This is a genomic window from Streptomyces sp. LS1784, assembly GCF_020103755.1.
Taxonomy (GTDB): Bacteria; Actinomycetota; Actinomycetes; order Streptomycetales; family Streptomycetaceae; genus Kitasatospora.
Genome location: NZ_JAHSQD010000720.1, coordinates 1 through 3598 on the forward strand (window position 1 = coordinate 1; position 3598 = coordinate 3598).

Below are 3598 nucleotides of genomic sequence, written 5' to 3' on the forward strand. Positions count from 1 at the left end.
GCCCGCCGGGGCCCGCCCGGGGTACCCGGCCGACGACCGCCCGGGCCGCACCGCCCCGCGCGGCGGGCGCCCGCTGGCGCCGGACGACGACCCCGAGTTCCTCGCCTCGTTGAAGAAGAACGACAAAGACCACGAGGACATGCTCAAGCAGTGGGAGGCCGACCTGCGCCGTCGCGAGCGGGAGCTGCGCGACCGCGACGAGCCCGAGGACGGCAGGAAGAGCTGATCGGAGCGGCCCGCCCGCTCGCTCGGACAGCCCACCCCCACCAGTCGGGGTGGGCTGCGGCGTTTTTGGCGCTTCCCTACGACTGTCGGGCCACTCACCCGACCGGCGGCCCGCCGGCCGGCCGGCTTGAGCGGACCTTGAGCGCGACCCAAGAGGACCGGCCTACAGTACTGGAAGACGGCCCTGACCTGCGCTTTTCCTCATGCTCAGATCATCGGACCATCACCTGCCCGACAACCCCCGGTACCCGAATGACCACCGAACGCTCAGCGCCCTGGCCAACCACTTCTGTACAGGCCTGACAGCTAAACGAACTCGACCTTGTACGGAATCGACGCCGGAACCAGCGCACAGCCCCTCGTACAGTCATAAGTGAAGAAAGTGATTCGCAGCCGGGGGCACAGCAGACGTTGGCTGTCGGACAGTTCCCTCACCCTTGGAGTGGTTCGAGATGACGGTTGTGCATGAGGCGCCGATCGACGGCGAGGTCCCGGAGGTCCCGGCCGACGCCCGCGGGCGCGTCGCCGAGCTGCACGAGCTGCGCGAGAAGGTCCGCCGCGGCCCCAGCGACAAGGCCACCGAGGCCCAGCACGCCAAGGGCAAGCTGACCGCCCGCGAGCGCATCGAGCTGCTGCTGGACGAGGGCTCCTTCCAGGAGGTCGAGCCCCTGCGCCGGCACCGCGCCCAAGGCTTCGGCCTGGAGGCCCGGAAGCCGCACACCGACGGCGTGATCGTCGGCTGGGGCACCGTCCACGGGCGCACCGTCTTCACCTACGCGCACGACTTCCGGATCTTCGGCGGCGCGCTGGGCGAGGCCCACGCGCAGAAGATCCACAAGATCATGGACATGGCCATCGCGGCCGGTGCTCCCCTGGTCTCGCTGAACGACGGCGCCGGCGCCCGCATCCAGGAGGGCGTCACCGCGCTGGCCGGCTACGGCGGCATCTTCCAGCGCAACACCAAGGCCTCCGGCGTCATCCCGCAGATCTCGGTGATGCTCGGCCCGTGCGCCGGCGGCGCCGCGTACTCCCCCGCGCTGACCGACTTCGTCTTCATGGTCCGCGAGACCTCGCAGATGTTCATCACCGGCCCGGACGTGGTCCAGGCGGTGACCGGCGAGAAGATCACCCAGAACGGCCTCGGCGGCGCGGACGTGCACGCCGGCGTCTCCGGCGTCGCCCACTTCGTCTACGACGACGAGCAGTCCTGCATCGAGGAGGTCCGCTACCTCCTGTCGCTGCTGCCGCAGAACAACCGCGAGATGCCGCCGCCCGTGATGAGCGAGGACCCGGTCGAGCGGCGCAACGACAGCCTGCTGGACCTGGTGCCCGCCGACGGCAACCGCCCGTACGACATGCGCAAGGTGATCGAGGAGATCGTCGACCACGGCGAGTACCTGGAGGTCCACGAGCGCTGGGCCACCAACGTGCTCTGCGTGCTCGCCCGGATCGACGGCCACGTCATCGGCATCATCGCCAACCAGCCGCAGTCGCTGGCCGGCGTGCTGGACATCAACGCGAGCGAGAAGGCCGCCCGCTTCGTCCAGATGTGCGACGCCTTCAACATCCCGCTGGTCACCCTGCTCGACGTCCCCGGCTTCCTGCCCGGCGTCGACCAGGAGCACGGCGGCATCATCCGGCACGGCGCCAAGCTGCTGTACGCGTACTGCAACGCCACCGTGCCGCGCATCTCGCTGATCCTGCGCAAGGCCTACGGCGGCGCCTACATCGTGATGGACTCCCGCTCGATCGGCGCCGACCTGTCCTACGCCTGGCCGACCAACGAGATCGCCGTGATGGGTGCCGAGGGCGCGGCCAACGTCATCTTCCGGCGCGAGATCAACGCCGCCGAGAACCCGGACGCCATGCGCGCCCAGAAGATCAAGGAATACAAGAACGAGCTGATGCACCCGTACTACGCGGCCGAGCGCGGCCTCGTGGACGACGTCATCGACCCGGCCGAGACCCGCCAGGTGATCGCTTCCGCCCTGGCCATGCTCCGCACCAAGCACGCCGACCTGCCCAGCCGCAAGCACGGCAACCCGCCGATGTAGCGGCACAGCCGCACCGCAGCAGTCCGCACCGGGCAACCACCTCAGACCACAGCAACCGGGGGAGAAACCAGGACATGACCGCTTCCGCCGAACCCCTCGTCCGCATCGTCCGCGGCAGTCTCACCGACGAGGAACTCGCCGCCCTGACCGCCGTCCTCGCCGCGCGCGCCGCCGCCACGCAGCAGGCCGCCGCGACCGCGCCCATCGAGCCGATCGCCAACTGGCAGCGCCTGGAGCGCCGCCCGGCGTACTACTCGCCGGTCAGCTGGCAGCAGGCCGCCTGACGGCCCACGGCCCGAACCGACGGCCGGTCACCCGAACGGGGTGGCCGGCCGTCGGGCGTTTCCCGGGGCCTCGCCGGGGGTTCCCGGGGCCGCGCCGACGCTGCTCCCCCGTGGTCGCCCGGGCCGGTGGGGCCCGCGGCGGGCTCGGTAGGATACCTACTGGACGCCATGCGTCCGCCGCCCCCGTCCGCCCCCGTAGGATCGGCCGCTGCCGAGACCAGAACTTTCCAGGGAGGCTGCGATGGCCAGGCAGGCCCGCGCGCTGGCGACCCGACAGGCGGTACTCGTCGCGGCGGCCGAGGTGTTCGACGAGCGGGGCTACGCCGCCGCCACGATGTCCGAGATCCTGGACCGCGCCGGCGTCACCAAGGGCGCGCTGTACTTCCACTTCCGCTCCAAGGAGGAGCTGGCGCTCGCCGTCATCGAGGGGCAGGGCGCCTGGATCTCCGGCTGGACACCGGCTTCGGACAGCCCGGTGCAGAACCTGATCGACCTCGGGTACGCCTTCGCCCGCGCGCTCCGGACCGATCCGCTGGTGCGCGGCAGCATCCGGCTGACGATCGAGCACGGCAGCTTCACCCAGCCGCAGCTCGCGGCCTACCAGGGCTGGATGGACCTGGTCCGCGAGCTGCTGGAGCAGGCCCGGGAGGCCGGCGACCTCCACCCCGGGGTCGACGTGACGGCGGCCTCCGGGGTGATCACCGGGGCCGTCACCGGCATCCAGCTGAGCTCCCAGGTGCTGGCCGACCGGCAGGACCTGATCCAGCGGATGTCGGACCTCTGGACGCTGCTGCTGCCGGGCCTGGTCCAGCCGCACGCGCTCGCCCGGCTGAGCGTCGCCGAACGGGCCTGAGTCACGGCCGGGCCTGACGGTGGCCTCGGATCAGACCCGGTAGCCGGCCCGGCGCTCCTGCGCCACCAGGGCCGGCAGCGCGGCCGTCCAGAGCCTGCTCACGGCCTCCGGCCCGGGCCGGCCGGTCTCCTCGCCGGCGAGCAGCACCTGACCGGCCGCCACCGCGGTGAGCAGCTCGGCGG

At 71.5% G+C, this 3598-nt stretch carries 3 protein-coding genes and 1 pseudogene; all 4 read left to right on the top strand.

The features are described from left to right. Positions 1-226 (top strand): annotated as a pseudogene (locus KS423_RS41190) (hypothetical protein); the annotation flags it as partial. Positions 227-677: 451 nt separating this feature from the next. After that, entirely contained in the window at positions 678-2279 is a 1602-nt protein-coding gene (locus KS423_RS41195; protein ID WP_224284849.1) for an acyl-CoA carboxylase subunit beta, read from the top strand. A gap of 74 nt (positions 2280-2353) precedes the next feature. Next, positions 2354-2563 carry an acyl-CoA carboxylase epsilon subunit gene (locus KS423_RS41200; RefSeq protein WP_224284850.1) on the top strand — a complete coding sequence of 70 codons (210 nt, stop codon included), beginning with the start codon at positions 2354-2356 and terminating at the stop codon, positions 2561-2563. 241 nt (positions 2564-2804) lie between these two features. Continuing rightward, positions 2805-3416, top strand: a complete 612-nt coding sequence (locus tag KS423_RS41205; protein ID WP_224284851.1) for a ScbR family autoregulator-binding transcription factor — start codon at positions 2805-2807, stop codon at positions 3414-3416. The last annotated feature ends 182 nt before the right edge of the window (positions 3417-3598 follow it).

What these genes read in the sequence shown, in the direction of transcription:
- KS423_RS41205 (WP_224284851.1), top strand. Translation starts at nt 2,805, where the DNA reads ATGGCCAGGCAGGCCCGCGCGCTGGCGACCCGACAGGCGGTACTCGTC.
- KS423_RS41200 (WP_224284850.1), top strand. Translation starts at nt 2,354, where the DNA reads ATGACCGCTTCCGCCGAACCCCTCGTCCGCATCGTCCGCGGCAGTCTC.
- KS423_RS41195 (WP_224284849.1), top strand. Translation starts at nt 678, where the DNA reads ATGACGGTTGTGCATGAGGCGCCGATCGACGGCGAGGTCCCGGAGGTC.